The organism is Nonlabens sp. Hel1_33_55 (assembly GCF_900101765.1).
Lineage (GTDB): Bacteria > Bacteroidota > Bacteroidia > Flavobacteriales > Flavobacteriaceae > Nonlabens.
The window spans coordinates 1,796,897-1,817,550 of the sequence record NZ_LT627735.1 but is presented as its reverse complement, the minus strand read 5'-3'; the positions used below and the strand labels follow the sequence as shown (position 1 = coordinate 1,817,550).

General features: G+C 38.7%; 18 protein-coding genes and 2 tRNA genes. 7 read left to right on the top strand and 13 right to left on the bottom strand.

Going from position 1 to position 20,654, the window contains the following annotated elements; genetic code table 11:
- The first annotated feature begins 87 nt into the window (after positions 1-87).
- From BLO34_RS08090 to BLO34_RS08070, 5 genes are all read left to right on the top strand, one after another.
- Positions 88-2,070 (top strand): peptidylprolyl isomerase, encoded by a 1,983-nt coding sequence (locus tag BLO34_RS08090; protein WP_090756551.1) that lies wholly within the window; start codon positions 88-90, stop codon positions 2,068-2,070.
- Positions 2,063-2,911 (top strand): hypothetical protein, encoded by an 849-nt coding sequence (locus BLO34_RS08085; RefSeq protein WP_090754298.1) that lies wholly within the window; start codon positions 2,063-2,065, stop codon positions 2,909-2,911. Before BLO34_RS08090 ends, BLO34_RS08085 begins: the two co-directional genes overlap by 8 nt.
- A complete protein-coding gene (locus tag BLO34_RS08080) occupies positions 2,871-4,358 on the top strand; it encodes a peptidylprolyl isomerase (protein WP_197672881.1) in 1,488 nt (495 codons plus the stop codon). Before BLO34_RS08085 ends, BLO34_RS08080 begins: the two co-directional genes overlap by 41 nt.
- A 19-nt stretch (positions 4,359-4,377) precedes the next feature.
- Positions 4,378-5,331 carry an AAA family ATPase gene (locus tag BLO34_RS08075; RefSeq protein ID WP_090754295.1) on the top strand — a complete coding sequence of 318 codons (954 nt, stop codon included), beginning with the start codon at positions 4,378-4,380 and terminating at the stop codon, positions 5,329-5,331.
- A gap of 418 nt (positions 5,332-5,749) precedes the next feature.
- Positions 5,750-8,017, top strand: coding sequence for an aconitate hydratase (locus BLO34_RS08070; protein ID WP_090754293.1), 2,268 nt, complete (start codon positions 5,750-5,752; stop codon positions 8,015-8,017).
- Positions 8,018-8,200: 183 nt separating this feature from the next.
- Here BLO34_RS08070 and BLO34_RS08065 read toward each other — a convergent pair whose 3' ends face one another.
- From BLO34_RS08065 to ggt, 3 genes are read right to left on the bottom strand one after another with little or no spacing between them, the layout of a single operon-like run.
- A complete protein-coding gene (locus tag BLO34_RS08065; RefSeq protein WP_090754290.1) occupies positions 8,201-8,980 on the bottom strand; it encodes an SDR family NAD(P)-dependent oxidoreductase in 780 nt (259 codons plus the stop codon).
- Positions 8,981-9,040: 60 nt separating this feature from the next.
- Positions 9,041-9,733: an acyloxyacyl hydrolase gene (locus tag BLO34_RS08060; RefSeq protein WP_157686734.1), complete on the bottom strand. Its 693-nt coding sequence runs from the start codon at positions 9,731-9,733 to the stop codon at positions 9,041-9,043.
- A 13-nt stretch (positions 9,734-9,746) separates the two neighbouring features.
- Complete coding sequence (gene ggt, locus BLO34_RS08055) at positions 9,747-11,435, bottom strand: gamma-glutamyltransferase (protein WP_090754287.1); 1,689 nt, start codon at positions 11,433-11,435, stop codon at positions 9,747-9,749.
- A 91-nt stretch (positions 11,436-11,526) separates the two neighbouring features.
- Between ggt and BLO34_RS08050 the strand changes: the two genes are divergently transcribed.
- A complete protein-coding gene (locus BLO34_RS08050) occupies positions 11,527-12,246 on the top strand; it encodes a DUF3291 domain-containing protein (RefSeq protein ID WP_172823964.1) in 720 nt (239 codons plus the stop codon).
- Here BLO34_RS08050 and BLO34_RS08045 read toward each other — a convergent pair.
- The 9 genes from BLO34_RS08045 to BLO34_RS08005 form a co-directional block, all read right to left on the bottom strand.
- Positions 12,238-13,383 carry a lycopene cyclase family protein gene (locus BLO34_RS08045; protein WP_090754285.1) on the bottom strand — a complete coding sequence of 382 codons (1,146 nt, stop codon included), beginning with the start codon at positions 13,381-13,383 and terminating at the stop codon, positions 12,238-12,240. The genes BLO34_RS08050 and BLO34_RS08045 overlap by 9 nt on opposite strands.
- Positions 13,359-13,982, bottom strand: a complete 624-nt coding sequence (locus BLO34_RS08040) for a carotenoid biosynthesis protein (RefSeq protein WP_090754283.1) — start codon at positions 13,980-13,982, stop codon at positions 13,359-13,361. The genes BLO34_RS08045 and BLO34_RS08040 overlap by 25 nt, the downstream gene beginning before the upstream one ends.
- Positions 13,979-15,439: a 1-hydroxycarotenoid 3,4-desaturase CrtD gene (crtD, locus tag BLO34_RS08035; protein WP_090754281.1), complete on the bottom strand. Its 1,461-nt coding sequence runs from the start codon at positions 15,437-15,439 to the stop codon at positions 13,979-13,981. The genes BLO34_RS08040 and crtD overlap by 4 nt, the downstream gene beginning before the upstream one ends.
- A gap of 1 nt (position 15,440) precedes the next feature.
- Positions 15,441-15,887 (bottom strand): sterol desaturase family protein, encoded by a 447-nt coding sequence (locus BLO34_RS08030; RefSeq protein WP_090754279.1) that lies wholly within the window; start codon positions 15,885-15,887, stop codon positions 15,441-15,443.
- A gap of 2 nt (positions 15,888-15,889) precedes the next feature.
- Positions 15,890-16,729, bottom strand: a complete 840-nt coding sequence (locus tag BLO34_RS08025; RefSeq protein ID WP_090754278.1) for a phytoene/squalene synthase family protein — start codon at positions 16,727-16,729, stop codon at positions 15,890-15,892.
- Positions 16,726-18,192 carry a phytoene desaturase family protein gene (locus tag BLO34_RS08020; protein WP_090754276.1) on the bottom strand — a complete coding sequence of 489 codons (1,467 nt, stop codon included), beginning with the start codon at positions 18,190-18,192 and terminating at the stop codon, positions 16,726-16,728. The genes BLO34_RS08025 and BLO34_RS08020 overlap by 4 nt, the downstream gene beginning before the upstream one ends.
- On the bottom strand, positions 18,189-19,097 hold the full coding sequence (locus BLO34_RS08015; protein ID WP_090754274.1) for a MerR family transcriptional regulator: 909 nt from the start codon (positions 19,095-19,097) through the stop codon (positions 18,189-18,191). Before BLO34_RS08015 ends, BLO34_RS08020 begins: the two co-directional genes overlap by 4 nt.
- Positions 19,098-19,305: 208 nt before the next feature.
- Positions 19,306-19,387 (bottom strand) — tRNA-Leu (locus BLO34_RS08010).
- 49 nt (positions 19,388-19,436) lie between these two features.
- Positions 19,437-19,509, bottom strand: a tRNA-Lys gene (locus BLO34_RS08005).
- Positions 19,510-19,597: 88 nt separating this feature from the next.
- Here BLO34_RS08005 and BLO34_RS08000 point away from each other — a divergent pair.
- The gene (locus BLO34_RS08000) at positions 19,598-20,140 is read left to right on the top strand and encodes a shikimate kinase (RefSeq protein WP_231959431.1); all 543 of its coding nucleotides are present in this window, start codon (positions 19,598-19,600) and stop codon (positions 20,138-20,140) included.
- On the opposite strand, the gene BLO34_RS07995 is transcribed toward BLO34_RS08000, so the two are convergent.
- Positions 20,132-20,620: a phosphoribosyltransferase domain-containing protein gene (locus BLO34_RS07995; protein WP_090754272.1), complete on the bottom strand. Its 489-nt coding sequence runs from the start codon at positions 20,618-20,620 to the stop codon at positions 20,132-20,134. The genes BLO34_RS08000 and BLO34_RS07995 overlap by 9 nt on opposite strands.
- Positions 20,621-20,654: the final 34 nt, after the last annotated feature.

Below are 20,654 nucleotides of genomic sequence, written 5' to 3'. Positions count from 1 at the left end.
AAGAATCGCATAATAAGGTGTCATTAGTAGCGTTTTGTTCACCTAGGTGATTTACCTATTTTTGAACACTTTGATTAAAACATGATCATGAATCGACTTAAAGTTTTTTTATTTTTAATAACTGCTTGCTTATCAGTTTTTTGCAGCGGTCAACAGTTGAGCAACCAAACGTTGCTAACGATTGACGGTAATCAATACGATGCGGGTACTTTTATGAGGGTTTATCTCAAGAATCTGGATATCGTCCAGGATGAATCGCAAAAAGATCTAGATAACTACCTCCAATTATATATTGATTACAGACTCAAGCTATTGCAAGCTCATGAAATGGGACTTCAAAATAAAGAGTCCTATCAAACAGAATTGAAATCCTATCGCGATGGTCTAGCCGAATCCTATCTAACAGATAATGAGGTTACAGAAGCGCTAGTAAAGGAGGCTTATGAGCGCATGAATACAGAGGTGAATGCAAGCCACATTTTGATCAAAATTGATCGTAGTGCAGTACCAGCAGATACTCTAGTTGCCTATAACAGAATTAAGGAACTTAAATCGCGCATTGAAAACGGTGAAGACTTTGCAGCCGTTGCGCGCAATCAAAGTGAAGGTCCAAGCGCCAAAACCAATGGCGAGTTGGGCTGGTTCGGTCCATTTAAAATGGTCTTTGAATTTGAAACTGCTGCCTATGAAACGGAAACTGGTGAGGTTTCTGATGTTTTTAGAACTGATTTTGGCTATCACATATTGAAGGTAAATGATAGAAGAAAAACTCCAGAAGATGTTGAGGCAGCTCACATCATGACATATGATCAGCGTCAGGATAGCACCATCAATGCTAAACAACGCATTGACGAGATTTATTCACAATTGGAATCTGGTAAGGATTTTGAATCCATGGCTGTTGAGTTCTCTGAAGATATCAATACTGCAAAGAATGGTGGTAAACTACCCAGATTTGGGACTGGTGGATTGAATGCTCCAGACTTTGAAGAAGCCGCTTTTAATTTAACTGAAATAGGAAGTTATTCAGAACCTGTGAAAACAAAGTTCGGGTGGCACATTATTAAGTTGTTGAAGAAATATCCAATATCAACTTTTGAAGAAGCAGAAACTGGATTGAGAGATCAGATCAAAAAGTCCGCTAGATCCAGAAAAATAACGGAATCATTTACAAATAAACTATTTGATAAATACAACGTCAAACTACCGAAAATTGCTTCTTATGAAAAGAGATTCCCTGCAGTAACGGACTCTTTAATGAGTGGCAATTGGAAAAACGAAATGGTGATGAGTAAATCAATACCGTTGTTTAGTATTGAGGACAAAACCTATGGAGAGAAGGAATTCTATTCTTTTATAGAAGAGAAGCAAGTCAAGGATTATAGAAAATTCGGCAGTCTGGAAGAAAAGCTCAATGTGTATTTTAAAGATTTTGCAGATGAATCTGTGATTGATTATTACGATGAAAATCTGGAACGTGACAATGAAGATTTTGCATTTATCTATAGAGAATACAAGGAAGGCTTGTTGTTGTTTGAACTGATGGAGAACAAAATATGGGAAGCAGCCAAAACAGATTCACTAGGTCAACAGGCCTATTATGAAAAGAACAAGGATAAGTATCAATGGAAACGTAGAATTGATATCGATCTAACTCAAAATACTACGGAAGAAACCGCTCAAAAAGTCAAGCAATTGCTGGAAGCTAAAACAGCAGTAGATAAAATTAAAGAGCAACTAAATGAGCAGGGAAATACAAAAGTGATGATTTCCAGCGGTATTGTTGAAGAAGAATATTCACGATTGCCTAAAGGCTTTGAAGTGAAAAAAGGCGTCTCTAAAGTTTATGAAAAAGGAGAGAGTGGTTTTTATAAGGTAGTCAATGTCAAGGACGTTTTAGAACCTACTGCAAAAACCTTTGAAGAAGCTAGAGGCTCAGTAATCAATGATTATCAGCAGCAACTGGAGAAGGAATGGATGGAGACCTTAAGAGAAGGACGTAACATTAATGTGAATGATAAGGTTCTTGATAAAGTAAAAAAGGAAATAGAAGAGAAAACGCGTGCATAAATATCTAGTAGCATTATTATCATGTTTCATTATTTCCTGTTCTTATTTTGAACAGGAACAAGAGGTTGATGCCGTTGCACGAATAGGCGACGCTTATTTATTGAGATCAGAAATACAGAACATTTTACCTGCAGATTATACAGTAAACGATTCTGCTTTAATGGTTCAAAAATACATTGACGATTGGACGACAGACCAGATGTTGATGAAAAATGCCTTGCAAAACATTAGTCAGGATAAGCAGGATAATTTAGACCTACTAATATCGCGATATAAAACAGAATTATACAGCCAGGCATATTTACAGGAAATCATCAAGCAAAATCTTGACACCACGATTCCCAATTCTGAAACACGTGATTATTTCCAGCAGCATCGCGAAGAGTTTATCCTCAATGAAGATCTGATCAAATTCAAATACCTTTTGGTAGATCAAACCTATTCAGAAATGGACAAGGTGAATAGATTATTTCAGGATGGGAGCCGCGAGAGTTTGAAAGAATTAGAGGATATGGCGCTGGGATTCCGCAATTATTCATTCAATGATAGCATTTGGGTTAAGAAAAGTACCCTTTTGGAACGGTTGACGCCAGTTACTGCGTTGAATGAAGGTCAATATCTAATTCCAGGTCGCTCGTGGAAACTGGAAGATAGTCTTGGCGTATATTTGCTGCATATTAAGGATGTCTTGCGCCGTGGCGAGCAAGCGCCTCTTACCTATGTCAACCCAACCATCAAACAGATTTTACGCAACCAGCGCAAGTTGGCTTATATTAAAAAAATAGAAAAGGAATTATTAGATGATGCAATTCAAAGCAATAGACTCAAGATTAATCCGTAGTTGGATCAGTGTTTTGTTGGTGTTCGCTTTCGCGAAAGCGGGATCAGCACAAACCACAACAACACCTGACGTTCAAAAGGATGAGGCCATTAAACAGGAAGTGCTGGCCGCATTGAACGACACCGTGAAGCCTACCAAGATACGTCGTAAGATCGATGGAGTTTCTGGCGTTATAGGTGACTATGTCGTGTTGGATTCTGATATTGAGCAGGAGATCATGGCGCTCAAGAGAGAAAACCAAATGGGTGACTTGACTAAGTGTGATATTATGGAGTCCTTATTAGGCTCTAAGCTATACGCACACCATGCCATTCAAGACAGTATTACAGTTTCTGATGCAGAGATTGAGTCACAGACCAGTCAGCGTATCGAGTACTTCAAAAGCAGGCTGAACAATGCCAGCGATGAAGAACTAGCCGCCTACTACAGAAAAGATAATATACAGCAATTGCGCGATGAGCTCAATGTGATCAACCGCGATCAATTGCTCGCAAGCCGCATGCAGGAGCGTCTTACTGAAGATGTGCAAATCACTCCAGAAGAAGTACGACAGTTTTTCTATTCCATTCCAGAAGACAAACGACCATTTATCAACTCTGAGGTTGAAATTGCGCGTATTGTAGTCAATTCAAAACCTAGCGAAGAGTCGATTCAAGAAACGATTGAAAAGCTCAATGAGTATCGTAACGACGTACTAAATAACGGAGCAAATTTTGCCGCTAAGGCAACTCTGTATTCTGAAGATATAGGTACAGAACGTCAAGGTGGTGTTTTATCCATGCGCCGTTCAGATCCTTATGCTAAAGAATTTAAAGAAGCTGCATTCTCTCTCAATGAAGGTGAGATAAGTGAACCTTTTGAAACGTCATTTGGTTGGCATATCCTTTATGTAGAAAAGGTACGAGGTCAGATTAGAGATGTGCGTCACATATTGTTGTATCCATATATAAGTAGATCACAAGAAGCAAAGGCTAAAGCAAAGCTGGACGCCATGCGTGATATGATTGTCCAAGGTGATACAACCTTTGCAGATGCTGCAAGAGCCATAAGTGACGAAAAAGAAACCGCAGAAAAAGGTGGGCAGTTCGTAAATCCTGTAACTGGTGAAAACTTGTTGGATCTTGCTAAGATCGCTCCACGTTATATTTCTTCAAGCATCGTTTCTTCCGTACAGTTTTTGCAAGAAGGTGATGTAAGTGGTATCATTGAGGAAAAGGACCCACGTGGTACGGGATCTACCTCTTTCACTATCGTGAATTTGATAAGAAAAGTAAAAGACCATGAGGCAGATTATTCTTCAGATTACGGTAAGATCAAGGATCTTGCTTTGAGAGATAAGCAAGTGAAAAAAATTGAGAAGTGGCGTGAGGACAAAATCAAGGATACCTACATTAAGATAGGTGATGATTTTGATGATTGCGAGCTGCTAATTGAGTGGAATAAATAGAAAATACCCATTATAGAATATGTCAGACGTTACCGCGATTGATCAACTTGTAGTAAGACACAAAGAATTAAAGAAAGAAATTTCTAAGATCATTATAGGTCAGGATCATGTGGTAGATCAAATTCTAATAAGTATTTTTTCTGGTGGTCACGCTCTTTTAATTGGCGTTCCAGGACTTGCTAAAACCTTGATGGTAAATACGATTTCCAAAGCTTTGGGATTGGAATTCAAGCGTATTCAATTTACACCAGATTTGATGCCTTCTGATATTTTGGGAAGTGAGATCCTTGATGAGAGCCGTAATTTTAAGTTCATTAAAGGTCCCGTATTTTCTAATATCGTTCTGGCAGATGAGATCAACCGTACTCCACCTAAAACACAGGCTGCTCTTTTGGAAGCCATGCAGGAAAGGTCAGTGACCGTCGCAGGGCATGGTTATGATCTTGCAAATCCTTATTTCGTATTAGCTACTCAAAATCCCATTGAACAAGAAGGAACATACCCATTGCCTGAAGCTCAACTGGATCGTTTTATGTTTGCGATCAACCTTGAATATCCTACGTATGAGGAAGAAGTGATGGTCGTCAAATCGACAACATCAGATCACAAGCCGGTAATTAATCCGTTGTTTAACGCGCAGGAAATTGTTGATATTCAGCAGTTGGTAAGACGTATTCCTGTGGCAGATAACGTCATTGAGTATGCCGTAAAATTGGTTGGAAAAACCAGACCTAAATCAGATACCGCTCCTGAAATAATCAAACAGTACTTAGATTGGGGCGCTGGTCCACGAGCCTCTCAAAATCTTATACTGGCTGCAAAAACACATGCGGCCGTTCACGGAAAATACAGTCCTGATATTGAGGATGTAAAGGCAGTTGCAACCGGTATTTTGAGACACCGTATTATCAAAAACTACAAAGCAGAAGCAGAAGGTCACACTGAGGATAGTCTGATTTCACAGATTTTATAAAAATGTCTTCCTATACGTTGCCACTTTTATTACTTTTTTTAGGTGGCTTATCAGTGGCGATAAGCGCTCCCTTGAGAGAAGTTAACATGGGATTATCATACTCGCTATTCTATTTAGGCTATATTATTGATGCGATAGCAATCGTTTTAGCTGTTAGAATTTGGCTAAAAAGCCGTTAAGAAGTTGAAAATGAATTGGTATCCTGCTTTCGCGAAAGCGAACAACTTACCATCCTTTTTGATTATTGAGAATTCGCTCAAAACCCAGATTATTTATTGCGATTAATGTAATAATTAATGCTAAAAACAAAGGATTAGAAGCTGTTAGATCTATAGATCTTTGTTTCCCGCAATGTTTTAAAAAAGCAGTAGATTTTCGTAAATTCGCTACAATAAGATTTTAATAAATAAACATATATATGGCCTTTGATATTGACATGATCAGAAAAGTGTATGAAACCATGCCTGGACGAGTGGATAAAGCTCGTGAACTGGTAGGTAAACCATTGACACTTTCAGAAAAAATCCTTTATTCACACTTGTGGGATGAAACTACAGACAAACCTTTTACAAGAGGTAAGGATTATGTTGATTTTGCTCCAGATCGTATTGCATGTCAGGATGCAACTGCCCAGATGGCGTTGTTGCAGTTCATGCAAGCTGGAAAGGATAAAGTTGCCGTACCTACAACGGTGCATTGTGATCACTTGATCCAGGCAAAGCAAGGTGCTACTAAGGATCTTGCCCGTGCAAATGATGTGAGTAGTGAGGTATTTAAATTTTTAGGTTCTGTTTCCAATAAATATGGAATAGGATTCTGGAAGCCAGGTGCTGGTATTATTCACCAAGTAGTTCTTGAAAACTATGCGTTCCCAGGAGGAATGATGATAGGAACTGATTCACACACAGTAAATGCTGGTGGATTGGGAATGGTTGCTGTAGGAGTTGGTGGTGCAGATGCAGTTGATGTTATGGCAGGAATGCCTTGGGAATTGAAATTTCCGAAACTGATAGGTGTCAAGCTAACCGGAAAAATAAATGGTTGGACTAGTGCTAAGGATGTTATTCTTAAAGTAGCAGGAATCCTAACTGTAAAAGGTGGAACTGGAGCTATTGTAGAATACTTCGGTGAAGGTGCAAAAAATCTTTCCTGTACTGGTAAAGGAACCATTTGTAACATGGGTGCGGAGATAGGAGCGACAACATCAACCTTTGGGTATGATGAGTCCATGTCTCGTTACTTGCGTGCTACAGACCGATCAGATATCGCAGACGCTGCAGATAAAGTAGCTGAATATCTTACTGCAGATGATGAGGTTTACGCTAATCCAGAGCAATACTTTGACCAAGTGATCGAGATCAATCTTGATGAATTGGTTCCACATTTAAATGGTCCATTTACTCCAGATCTTGCCACACCGGTAGGTCAATTGGGTGAAAAAGCTGAAAAGAATGGCTGGCCATTAAAAGTAGATTGGGGACTTATAGGTTCTTGTACCAATTCATCCTATGAAGATTTGACAAGAGCAGCCTCCATAGCAGAACAGGCCGTAAAGAAAAAAATCAAACCGAAATCTGATTTCGGTATTAATCCAGGATCAGAACAGATACGTTTCACCGCAGAGCGTGATGGTATTTTAAAAGTTTTTGAAGATCTTGACGCTACTATATTTACAAACGCCTGTGGACCATGTATAGGTCAATGGGATCGTAGTGATATGAAAGGTGATGAGAAGAATACAATTGTTCACTCCTTCAACCGTAACTTCTCAAAACGCGCTGATGGGAATCCAAATACCCACGCATTTGTAGGTTCACCAGAAATGGTTGCTGCTATTGCAATCTCTGGTAGGTTGGATTTCAACCCTATGACAGACAAGTTAATCAATGAAGATGGTGAAGAGGTGATGCTAGAAGAGCCATCAGGTATTGAATTACCACCTAAAGGTTTTGAAGTTGAAGATGCAGGTTATGAAGCTCCCGTAAAAGATGGAAGCAATGTAACTGTAACTGTTGCAGAAGATAGTGACCGTTTACAACTGCTTACTCCATTTGAGCCATGGGATGGAGAAAATCTCATGGGTGCTAAACTGTTGATTAAAGCATTTGGTAAGTGTACTACAGATCATATTTCTATGGCTGGTCCATGGTTGAAGTATCGTGGTCACTTGGATAATATTTCTAACAACTGTTTGATTGGTGCTGTTAATGCTTATAACAAGCAAACGAACTTAGTCAAGAGCCAGATTGATGGTGAGTATGACGCAGTGCCTAAAACACAGCGCGCTTACAAGGCAAAAGGAATTCCAACAGTAGTTGTAGGTGATCATAACTATGGTGAAGGTTCTTCTAGAGAGCATGCAGCCATGGAGCCTAGACATTTGGGTGTTTATGTGGTAATCGTTAAGTCTTTTGCACGTATCCATGAAACCAACCTTAAAAAGCAAGGAATGTTAGGTGTAACTTTCCAGAATGAATCAGATTATGATTTAATTCAGGAAGATGATACTTTCAACTTCATTGACCTTAAGGATTTCGCACCTGATAAACCGTTGACAGTTGAGGTAGTTCATAAAGATGGATCCAAAGATACCTTTAAAGTAAATCATACTTACAACCATGCACAAATCAAATGGTACCGTAAGGGAAGTGCTCTTAACTTGATCAAAGAAGAGAACGCAGCTTAGTATAAAGCTATTTTAAAATTGAAAAGCGTTGCCATTTTTGGCAACGCTTTTTTAGTTTATGAGTTTCACGAATTCATTTTACGTAAATCAGATTTTGAAATCAAGTATAAATATTAGTACCAAATGAAATCAATATGATCTTAACAAATACTCATTACTCAAAGAGAGATAATCAAATCAAAATCAATGATCTTCCTGCATTTTGCGAACTTGATTTAATATCACCTTTTTAGGTGTGAATGGTATTGCCTTGAGCATAATGCTTTGTCCAAGTGTAATCCCAGCTTTAACATCCATCTTACCACCAGTCATCGCTTTATATCCAGTAAGCGCTACAGAAGCGGCGCTGGCAGTATCCTCAAAAAGAGCGCTGTCTTGAAGACCAGCTGTTTTTGCAAAATTCGTTTCAGTCGCACCTGGCATTAGGTTGGTAACTGTGATGTTTGTTTTCTTAAGTTCTTCTGACAGTGCGTTGCTAAAAGATGTCACGTATGCTTTAGAAGCAAAGTATACAGCTTGTAAAGGTCCAGGCATTAAGCTCGCAGTGGATGAAACGTTCAATATTTTACCACTGTTGCGTTCTATCATTTGGGGTAAAATCTTACGGCATAAGTTGGTCAAAGCAATTACATTAAGTTGGATCATGTTCAAGCTTTTGTCCCACTCACTTTCTGCAAAGGCACCAACACTACCAAAACCAGCATTGTTAATCAAATAATGTATCTCAATCTTATTTTTTCGTAGGTCTTCAATGATTTCATCGACCGCATTCGGTTCTGTGAGATCTCTTGAAATAACATGTACTGTAATTCCATATTGAGACTCCAGTTGAGCTTTTAAACCATTAAGATCTTTTTCATTTCGCGCGACGATAACTAGATCCTTAAATGCTTGCGCGTGTAGAATACACATTTCTTTTCCTATGCCGCTACTGGCACCAGTAATTAAAGCAGTTTCTTTCATTTTTATCAAGTAGGGTTGTGGGAATCTACTCAGCAAATTTCACACCATTTTCAAAAATTATCACAAATGATAAGAAAAACCTACTTCTACACCAGCGCTATTATGACCATTATTGGGCCTGCGCAGGTTGGCACTGCTTACATGTCTAAGTGTAAATCTAAGATCAAACTCAAGGTTTTGAATACGATATCTCATCCCAGCACCTAGAATATCTGAAAATGAAAACCCTTTCCTTTGACGCTCTGTATCTGCTGTTGCGGTCATAGGGCCTACACTTATCAAACCATAGGTAAGTAAACGGGAATTGATGTCGTAACTGTACGTCAGCCCTAGGTTGAGCGCATATTCTCTATAAGATCGATTCTGAGTAAATAGGGCTCGTTGCGCTTCAAAGTTGGGCTCTTTTGGCTTGATGAAAAATAGGTTTAAAAGTTGATGATTGACAAAATATATAGATGGTTCAATTAGAATTTCCATGGCTTGTCTATCCTTTCTCCATACTTCTTGTGCTAGTTGGATCTTAATATATCGAGTGATATGTGAGTAATCTTCATCATTAAACGGAAATCTATCTTGTTGAGAATATCCTAAATTCAATCCTATTCTTTTATCATTTTCATTTCTCTCATTTTTATCCTGCGCTGCAATAGAATTGGCAAAAAGAAAAATAGAAAATAGAAAAGCAAGCTTCAAAAGCATAGATTTTTTGATGTTCTGCTTTCGCGAAAGCGCACTCTTCAAAGTCTTTCTCAAAACGAAAATAATTTTAGTAACCAATTGCCGCTCCATCAGGACTGGAACTATCAGAAGCCCCAATGATTATTTGCTGGTCTGCGTCGTACTGGATTCCCATCAGTCTGCCTAATTGATTTCTGGGAACCATGTTGTGTCCTATATCCGTTAGGTTTTTGACAGTATCTGGTGAGAGCTTTTGCTCCTCATAATAGGTAACATCAGGTAACCATTGGTGATGGATTTTCATTGCTTCAATAGATTCCTTTACATTCATGTCATATAACATCGAATTGAGTACTGCCTGAAACACGGTGTTGATAATCGTACGTCCTCCAGGACTTCCCATAATTAAATGTGGTTTACCGTTTTTAGTCACAATGGTAGGATTCATGGATGAGAGCATGCGTTTTTCTGGGGCGATGATGTTAGGATCAGACCCTATTTGACCGTTAGTTGTAGTCTCACCAGGCACTGGATTAAAATCACCCATCTCATTGTTGAAAAGAAAACCAAGCTCTGTAGATCCTAAGCCTGATCCGTAGGATTGTTCTAATGTATAGGTGACACTAACAGCATTACCATCTTGATCAATAACCGAGAAATGGGTCGTACTCTCGCCGTCATAGGGATGACCATACTCGCTAGGATCACTAATCGAAGCCTCTTCCATGTCAATATTTTCAAACCTTTTTTGCGCGTGTTCTTTAGAGATCAGTCGTTCTATAGGTAATTCTGGATTAAAGTCTGGATCACCTAGAAATTCGGCACGATCTGCAAAACCGCGGCGCATGGTTTCTATCATGAGGTGAGTGTAAGCGGTGCTATTAAAGGGAATACTATCTTTATCTACTAGCTCCATGATGTTGAGCATGGCTGCCATTGTGACGCCACCAGAACTAGGTGGCGGCATGCTGTAGATGGTATAGCCATTGAAAGTAGAAACGATAGGTTTGCGTTCTACAGCTTGATATTTTTCAAGGTCTTTAGTGGTAATGATACCGTCAGATACCTTCATGAAATCCTCTATTTTCTGTGCGACAACACCTTTATAGAATCCATCATGACCTTTATCTGCAATAGTCTGAAGTGTTTCTGCAAGCTCAGGTTGTTTCCATAGTCCTCCAAAATCAGTCAAATTCTCATCTTCATCAAGAAAATAATTTTTCAAGAACGAAGTCGCATCGTCTGATTCATGATAATATTTTGCTTCATTATAGAGTGCCCAGGTAAGCGGGAATCCGTTGGTGGCAATTTCTACAGATGGCATCACTAATTCTTTCCATGGTAACTTTCCATAATTTTTGTGTGCTAGAAAAAGTCCAGCCACTGTTCCTGGAACACCTATGGCTTTTGCACTATCATGATTACTGCCTTGAATCAACTCGCCATTTTCATCCAGAAACATTTTAGGGTGAGCGGCAAGTGGTGCTTTCTCCCTAAAATCTATTGTCGTAGCATCGCCACTAGCTGGATTAAAGACTAAAAAACCACCACCACCTATGTTACCAGCGGCTGGATGTGTCACTGCCAGTGCAAAAGCCGTTGCAACACTGGCATCTATAGCATTGCCGCCTTTTTTCAAAATATTAATTCCTACTTGGCTCGCAATACTATTGTCAGAAACCACCATTCCATGACGTGCATAGGTTTGAGCGACACAGCTTATTGAAGAAAGGGTTAGACTCGTAAAAAGAAATAGAAGTTTAGTGCTATTGAACATTTTAAAATTTTAAAGCCAAAAAGATACAACCTATGGCGATAGCCATAACCATTTTGTACGACCACGATCTAAGTTATCCATAACTTTGTAAATGACTATGGAATCCACTGATCAAATTACCACGCTTACTTTTTACAAATACGATAATTGGCAGGATCAATTATGGGCGTTTGGTATGATGCAATTTGCTCATGCAAAGTTGAAAAGGACTAAGGGATTGAGTTTTTATAAACTATTGGGAAGTGGCAAGGAGAATTTTGACCCACGACCTGATTTTTCGGTTTATGGTGTTCTGCAGGTTTGGAAGGATGCATCGTATGCCGCTGAATATTTTGATAATTCAAAATTGGGTAAACGCTATCAAAAACATAGTGCCCATCAACTAACCTTTTATTTAAGAAATATAAAAGCTCACGGGCTTTGGTCAAAGCAAAATCCATTTGAGAAATCTGAAAATTTAAACCCAGAAAATCCATTTGTTGCGGTTATTACAAGAGCAACGATCAAGCTACCCATGTTACGCAAATTCTGGAATTATGTTCCATCATCGCAAAAGGACTTGATTGATAATCCCAATCTCCTTTTTACAGCTGGAGTAGGAGAGCGACCTGTTACCCAGATGGCAACTTTTAGCGTTTGGAATAATGTCGAAGCGCTTCAACAGTTTGCTTACCGTGGTAAGAGTCATCGAGATGCCATAAGACAAACGCAAGCGCTTCAATGGTATAAGGAGGAATTATTTACTAGGTTTCAACCTTATCAGATCAAAGGAACATGGCCTGATTTTGAAATACCAGAATTTCTAAAATAGCTTTTTGAAAAAGCCTTTAATAAAAGGCATGGAAGTCAACGGCAGCATAATTTTGAGTTCTTCGAGGAAGGTAGTTTCTTCATCCAAAAATGAAAAGATTCTGCTAATTGGATTGTTCTTATACAAGTTTTGAAAAAGTAAATGACCACGACCATTGTGGTTTTTCAAAACATCCAGCATAATATCATCGTACAACCGGAACTTTTTGCTGAACATACCGTCAGACAAAGTTTTATCAGCCAGATAATTTTTTAGTAGTTGGTCAACAAATTTCTCGCTGCGTTTAAAGCTATAACCCGTACTTGGTTTTACCCAACCACCTGCGGTCCCTATTTTATGCACCAGTGACGTGTGATGTTGCTCAAACCTATAGGTGCTCATGGGAATATTGCCCTGCTCGGTAGCTGTGATTTCATAGGAATCGAGTTTTAAATACTCTTTCAAATAAGTTTTGAGGTAGGTCTCATAAACCTCTTGAGCCACTAAGTCTGATGAGAAATAGGTAAACTCTACGAGAGCCTCAGTTTTTGAGTACGGTAGAATGTAAATAAAACTTGTAGTTCCTGGATCGCGTAAGCGGTAATCCATCATCACAAATCTGAAAGGATCAAACGCTTCAGATTCAGTTTTTATGACCCAACCTAGAAAATGCTGTTGTAATTTTATTGATTGTGTGTCCTCAAAAAACGCTTTTGGAATTCGGCTATCTAGTACTAGCTTGGTCTCAAAGGATCCTGATTCGGTTACGATGGTAGCGTAATTGTCGTTTTCGATGACCTGATTTGCTCTACTTTCGACTAAGGTGTAGTTGGGATGGTTGAGGAGTTTCGCTTTCGCGAAAGCGATAACATCATGGCTCTTGAGTTTTTTATAACTGTAGGGCGACATATCAAAGTCAAGGTCAACTTTACCCGTTCTGAAATTTCCCAATTTCCACTCGTTGGAAAGGAGATGATCCCACTTACCGGTTTCCTTTTCCCAAAAACTCCAAGTTTTATCAAGGCTATCACCTTTAAAATCATCAAGCACCAAAATCTTGTGATTCTCGAATTCAGGATGATTAATCATTGCCAGCAAGAGTTGACTACCTGCATTTCCTAATCCTATGATCGCTATGTCGTACTGATGATGATCCATAGGATGCTTGCAAAAATTAGTTGAACAATGTAAATATGAAGAGAGATTTTAAAGTCGCCATTGAGTTTGAATTTGCTGGCAATAAGGTGTAGTATAAACGCTATGACAAACCAGCAAACGTAGTTGAACCAGCTGGCACCACCGGTAAAATTCCAGAATCCAGCGTAATCACATATCTGCTCTAGAAAGAAATCGAGAAAAACCATCAAGCCTGAACCAACAGCTGCAACTAGCCATAGGTTTTTGAGCCATCGTTTTGCTATGATATGAGTGGTAAATGTAAGTACAGCCCAATTTATCCCTATCAAAAACGGAATCCCATCGAGCTTAGGTCCGAAATTTTCACCGTAACTATACTCGCCAAAAAGCCAGCCTGTGTGAACTCCTAGCCATTCCACAGTCATGCCGGCGAGGAAGAACCCTGCAAATAAAGCAAGTTCTTTAATTTTCACAATCGGGAAAAAGGCAAAAACCAAAACCGTTATGTATAACATAGTGAATGGAGATTTTCCCAAAAAGAAATCCTCATATCCTAAGCCTATTCCTATCAATGCGCTTACATGAATTACCCATAAAAATAGGATGACAGCTTTTTTCATGAGGCATCTGGAATTAGGTCTGCGGCGATTTTAGCACTCAATAAACACAAAGGTATACCGCCACCAGGATGAACAGATCCACCAACGTGGTAAAGGTTTTTGATCTTATTGAAATTGGGATGTCTTAGAAATGCAGCAAACTTATCGTTACTTGCAGCACCGTACAAGGCGCCACGGTAGCTGCTGGTGTTTTTTTCAATATCCTGTGGTGTTTGAATATATTCTGTTTGAATCAATGGTTCAATGTCCATATTAAGCGTTCGCTTAATTTTTGAAATTATATTTTTCTTTGATTGAGCCACCAGTTGATCCCAATCCTGACCATAATCTCCTGGCGCATTGATCATCACAAACCAATTCTCACAACCGTCTGGAGCATCGTCAGGCGTCAATTTACTGGTGATATTGATGTAAACAGTAGGATCTTTAAAAAGCATTTTCTTCTCAAAAATATGATGGAATTCCGTAGGATAATCCTCGCTGAAAAGAATATTATGTAAGTCCATTTGCGGAAATTTCTGTGAGATTCCCCAATAGAATATTAAAGCGCTACTGGATCGTTCTTGTTCCAATGTGCGCTTAGGTGCTTTAACATCAGGCATCAGATTTTTGTAGGTAGGATAAATATCCATATTGGAAATTACAAGGTCAAAATTGTAATCACTCTTATCTGTAGTAACGCCAGTAATTATTTTATCCTTTTGATTGATGGAAGTGACGCTTTCGCGAAAGCGGAATTCCACACCAACTTCAACTGCTAATTCATACAGCGATTGGGAGATGCGATGCATGCCACCGGTTGGATAATAAGTACCAAGGCCAATTTCCAAATGAGGAATCATACTCATAATACCTGGTGTCTGGTAGGGCGATGAGCCGTTATAGGTCGCATACCTATTGAAAAGCTGGGTCAATTTAGGATTGGTAAACTTTTGATTGTAACCATTTAAAGTTCCAGTGATTCCCAGCAATGGAATTTTTGCGATGGCCTTTAAAGTGTCTTGATGGAGGTAAGTGCTCGCTTTATGAAGCGATTTCTCAAGAAAAAGTGATTTTGTAGTTTCGTATTTTTCCTTACTGTTGTCTAAGTATTTCTCAATATCCTTTTCAGGCTCATTGAAGGCTTTTGAAGCTTTGTTAGCAAAGGCTTTTGGTTTTGCTGGTGCTTCAAATTGAGTGCCATCTTCCCAAAAGTAATGACATGCAGTTTCTTGAGCGGTATATCCAAAATTTACATTTTCATGGGGAAATAGAGCGTGAAGCTCATCCATTAAATTGGGCAACGTGAAAAGCGATGGCCCCAAATCAAATCTAAAACCTTCTTGTTCTATAGCATGTAACTTACCGCCTGCATAGCTATTCTTTTCAAATACGGTTACCTGGTAGCCTTTGTGTTTGAGACGCAATGCTGCTGCTAATCCAGCAATACCAGAGCCTATGACGGCTGCGCGCAACATTTTATTTGAAGTATTTCAATGGAACAATAAGCATCCCAAAGTTCTCGCCTTTTTCCTTTCCTAAATGTTTGTGATGAATTTTGTGGGCACGACGCACGCCTTGCGCATAAATATTACTAGCCTTGCGCAACCATTTGAATCGCTGATGGATAAAAATGTCATGAACTACAAAATAAGCAACTCCATAAGCAAAGATTCCTGCACTTATAGGCAAAGCCCACCACAGGTCTAAAAAGCTATGTAATAATTTGAAAGTGATACTCACGCTTGCAAAAAAAACAAAGAACCAATCGTTCTTTTCAAACCAGCTATCATGAGTTTTATGATGGTGGTCTTCATGTAGATTCCACAGAAATCCATGCATGACATATTTGTGTATGAACCATGCCATGAATTCCATGATTAAGAATGTAATCAGAAAGATCGCGATCCAGAAAAATACTTGCATTGTTATATGAGGTTGAGACGGTAACTAACGTAACCTTTAGCGAGTAACCCGATTTTCTCGTAGTTGGGGACTCTTATTCTTGTGTTTCTAATTTCTGCAGATGGTGTGCGCTCCAGTCTTGTCAAAAGTCTTCTATAATAAATATAGGCAGTATAAACACCTAATTTTGCCTCTACAGGTAAACGCTGTATTCCATTGAGGCCAGCATCAAAATCTGCTTTTATTTCTTCTATAAGTCTTTCTTTATCAACTTCCTTAAGATCATGAAGATCTGTGTTAGGAAAATAGCTGCGTTCCAGTACATCTAAATCTGCCTTAAGATCTCTCAAAAAGTTTACTTTCTGGAAGGCACTACCTAATCGCATGGCGTCTTCTTTGAGGTCATCATACTTTTGTTGATCTCCTTTTACGAATACCTTCAACGACATTAGCCCTACAACATCTGCACTACCATAAATGTAATTTCTGTATTCCTCATCTGTCAGATATACTGATTTATCGAGGTCCAAACGCATGCTGTGTATAAAAGCACCATACATATCTGGAGTGATATTGTATTTATTGACGGTTTCTTGAAAGGAGTTGAGAATAGGATTGAGACTTATTTTTTCTTCAATAGCTAATCTCAAATCATTTTCAAATCGATCTAATAAACTGCGTTTATCATAATCATGGAAGGTATCCACAATTTCATCTGCAAAGCGCACAAAGCCATAGATGTTATGGATGTCTTGGCGAATGGATGGTCCCAACATTTTACTGGCAAGCGAGAATGAAGTACTGTAATTATTAGTTACAGCCTGACTACATTGCCTGGAGACTTCGTCAAAAATACTTTTCATCGATTGATGTATTTGTTTATCAATTGGGCAGCTAATTTACCAGAAATCAATGAAGGCGGTACGCCAGGACCAGGAACAGTAAGCTGACCTGTAAAGTAAAGACTTTTTACCTTTCTACTTCTTAAATTGGGTCTAAGAAATGCAGTTTGCAATAAGGTATTTGCCATCCCGTAGGCATTACCCTTATAACTATTGTAAGCTTCCTTAAAATCATTGACACAAAAAGATTCTTTGAAAAGAATATGATCCATCACGCTTTGGTCGGTTAGTTTCTCAAACCTATCCATTATTTTTTTGAAATATGTCTCTCTTAATTCTGGAGTATCGTCAAGTCCTGGAGCTAATGGGATTAGGAAAAATCCATTTTCACAACCCTCTGGCGCGGTACTGGAATCTGTAATTGATGTGAAATTTGCATAGAATAATGGATCCTCAGGCCATTTGGGATCTTCGTAAATTTCGTTTGCGTGTTTGGTAAAATCTGTATCAAAGAACAAATTGTGGTGATCCACATTTTTTAATTTTTTATCAAATCCTACGTAAAAAATCAAAGAGCTGGGAGCAAATGTTTTTCTTTCCCAGTAGCTTTCTGAATATTGTCTCTGTTTTTCTGGAAGTAAGGTTTCCGTATGATGGTAATCTGCACCTGATAGTACGTTATCGTATAGATGAATCTCGCCACTGAGTGAAATACCTTCTGCACGATCATCATCATTGACTAAAATCTCAGAGACCGGTGAGTTCGTTTTTATCACTACACCTAGTTCTTGAGCCAATTTCTTCATGCCCAGAATGACCTCATACATTCCACCTTTAGGGTGCCAAGTACCTAAACCAAAGTCTGCATAATTCATGAAATTATAGAAGCTAGGAGTATTTCCTGGAGTAGCGCCCAAAAATAAAACTGGGAATTCAAGGATTGAAACCAATTTAGGGTCTTTAAATTTTTTGCGAACGTCCTTAGATACGTTTCCTATAAAAGCTCCCAATTTCTTAATTGTTTGCGGCGTTACCAACTCGAGCGGTGACTCGCCTGGTCTGTAAACAAGATTTTTAATTGCGATATCATAGTTCTCGCTGGACTTGTCCATAAATTCTTGAAGCTTTGCAGCGCTGCCAGATTCAATAGACTCAAAAGTCGTTTTGATTTTGTCCAGATTGTCACCTATTTGAATGCGATCATTTTCAAAGTAAACAGAATAGGCTGGATTAAGTTTGTCTAGATGGTAATAATCAGATGGCTTTTTACCAAAGTCAGCAAAGAATCGTTCAAATATGTCAGGCATCCAGTACCATGATGGTCCTATATCAAAGGTGAATCCATCTTTTTCAAGCCTGCGAGCACGACCACCAACGGTATCGTTTTTTTCATAAATCGTGACCTCGTGACCAGAGGCTGCTAGATAGGATGCAGCAGCAAGTGAAGAGAATCCTGAACCTATTACGGCTGTCTTTTTACTCATACTATTTTTGGTTGTTGTTGCTCAAAATATTCCATGGCACTATCAATACTATTGAATATCTTTTGATTGGGAGTTAAGAGGTTTCCATCTAAGTCGCCGGTTCTTCTACCCAATAACACCAGTGGAGCATTATTGAGTTTGGAATTAAATTTTTTAAGGAATTTAGGCAGGCTCTTAGAACTAGGTTGTACCGTAGTAAAAGTAACAAACGTTGGGTTGCTACCATTACGCTGGAAAAATGGCAGTGTGTTCAAATCCATACTTGCACCTAGAAAGATGGTATGAAAGCCTGCTATCAACAATTTATAATTAAGGAATAGCAACCCGAGATCATGCATTTCGTTTTCGGGTAAGAAAAGTATGTACGATTTATCAGCATCCTCATTCTTTTTCTTCTTAACAAGCTGCATTTGAATCAACAGCTTTTGTCTTATCAAATTACTGATGAAGTGCTCGTGCGCTATATTTATGGTGTTTGATTGCCATAGGTTGCCTAGTTCTTCCAAAAAAGGCACCAATAGATCATAAAAAATCTTTTCAAAACTCTTGAGAGATAGTTCAGTTTCATAGACTTTTTCAAAAAGGCTCTCATCAAAATTTATCATAGCTAACTTCAATTCCTGAAGTTGGTGATTATGCTTTTGTTCAGATTGAGCTAGGTCTCTCACTTTCTGCTCAATATCTTCTGTGGTTAACGCAGCAATGGCACTTATTTTCATCCCTGAATTTTTGAGATAACTCACATTCAGAATCTTTTGAAGAGCATGAAGGTCATAAAACCTAATATTGGTTTCACTGCGATCTGGTTCAAGTAGATGATATCTTTTTTCCCAAATACGAATGGTGTGTGCCTTTATACCACTTAGGTTTTCTAAATCTTTTATGGAAAAGCTACTTTTGATCAATTTGGTTTGTTTAAGGAAAGAATTATAAATTTAAACATTTTCAAATTCATCTGTGTCATTTTAAGCCTGCATAATAGCCATATAACTCGTTGTGGAAGGCTTGAGTTTTTAGGATTTCGGTCGTCAAAAAACTACTTGCACTTAAGATACTTTCAAGTCCAACTATAAAAAAAGTCCTGATGAAAACTCATCAGGACTTTGATTGCAGTACCCGGAATGGGACTTGAACCCACACGTATAAATACACACGGCCCTCAACCGTGCCTGTCTACCAATTTCAGCACCCGGGTATAAAAAAAGTCCTTATTAAATAAGGACTTTAGCGCCTTACGGCCTTTGTGACTTGGCTGGGGTTCGAACCCAGGACCCTCACATTAAAAGTGTGATGCTCTACCAGCTGAGCTACCAAGTCGTCATTTCTAAATGCGGGTGCAAATATAAAACGTATATTCCTTAACCTACTAATGTTTTTCCTATAAATTTGAGAGAAAATCCAACCATTGAAAATTGAGGAAAAATCACAAGCCAACTATATTCTGCTGGGCTATATGGGGTCTGGTAAAAGTACTGTAGGACAGGTACTTGCTTCATTGACTTCTTTGCCTTTTGTAGATTTGGATCTATATATTGAAGAACAAGAAGGCATGTCAATTTCTAAAATTATCGATCAAAAAGGTGTTATTTACTTTAGAAAGCAGGAATTTAAACACCTAGAATCGGTTTTAAAACGTAAGGAATCCATCGTTTTATCACTGGGCGGTGGTACGCCTTGCTACCATAATAATATGGCGCTTATTAATGAAAAGGAGCAAAGTGTTTCTGTTTACTTAAGAGCAAATGTTCCCTTTCTTACGGAAAGATTGTTTCCAGAAAAGTCTCACAGGCCTTTAATTGCAGGTACTGTAAATAAAGATGACCTCGCAGAATTTATTGGTAAGCATTTGCTGGAAAGATCTGCATTTTATAGCCAGGCAGATCGTGCAGTTGAAATCGAAAACAAGACCCCACAAGCGATTGCTTTGGAAATACTGGATTTAACTTAAAGATACGCTACTCGTATTTTTATTCAAGACCACCGTAATATGTTCTTCCATGGTTGTGGATAAGGATATCCCTTTAAAATCTGCTTTTACTGGGAATTTTTTGTGGTTTCTATTTACTAGAACCGCTGTTTTAAATTTCTTGACGGGAACATCTAGAAAATGCCGTACGGCATAAATCAACGTCGTTCCAGAATTGAGCACATCATCGCATAGTACGACTCCTTTGTCTGAATATTCTTTAGGACTAAGGCTAGTTTCAACTGCATTTCTGGGATTCTTTTTGTCCATTGTCACCTCACATAGCGTTATTTTGAAATCGCAAATGAGTTCCAGTTGGACTTTAAGCAATTTGGCAAGAATGTAACCACCGTCGGCAATACCAGCTAGAATGAGTTCGTCGTGCTCCATGTAGACTTCCGCGATTTGATATGCGATGCGTCTAATTTTGTGATTCACCTGCTCGTGGTTGAGAATTTCCATATTCTTACTGATGTTGACTTCTTAGATAATTTTT